1 protein-coding gene is annotated in these 538 nt (G+C 45.5%); it reads left to right on the plus strand.

Annotated features, from left to right (window positions below; all coding sequences use genetic code 11):
- Nucleotides 1–423 (plus strand): ribonuclease HII (locus R7093_RS27605; protein WP_318147325.1); only part of this gene is annotated, 423 nt, incomplete at its 5' end.
- Between the last annotated feature and the right edge of the window lie 115 nt (nucleotides 424–538).

Below are 538 nucleotides of genomic sequence, written 5' to 3' on the forward strand. Positions count from 1 at the left end.
CTTCCTGAAATCAAAGAAAAAGCGCTAGCGTGGGCGGTAGGCCGTTGCTCTCCCGAAGAGATTGATGAACTGAATATTCTGCAAGCTACCATGGTTGCTATGCAACGTGCGAGTGAGGGACTGAAGGTACAGATAGATTTAGTGCTGATCGATGGTAATCGTTGCCCTGAGCTACCGATGGATTCTCAAGCTGTGGTGAAAGGCGATTTACGAGTGGCTGAAATCAGTGCCGCTTCCATCATTGCTAAAGTTGTGCGCGACCAAGAGATGGAAGAGCTGGATAAACAATATCCGCAATTCGGCTTTGCGAAGCACAAAGGTTATCCAACCAAAGCGCACTTTGAAGCAATTGAGCAACATGGTGTGATAAGCGAGCACCGTAAGAGCTTCAAACCAGTAAAGAAAGCTTTAGGCTTAGATTAATAAATTGGGTGGATTGGTGTTATAAACCCAGCCCCCTTTAGGTTAGAATCCCAAACAAAATAGAGTTACACGGTACCTGTTAATGTCAGATCCCAAGTTCGTCCACCTTCGTATT

Source organism: Vibrio sp. 1580 (assembly GCF_033340055.1).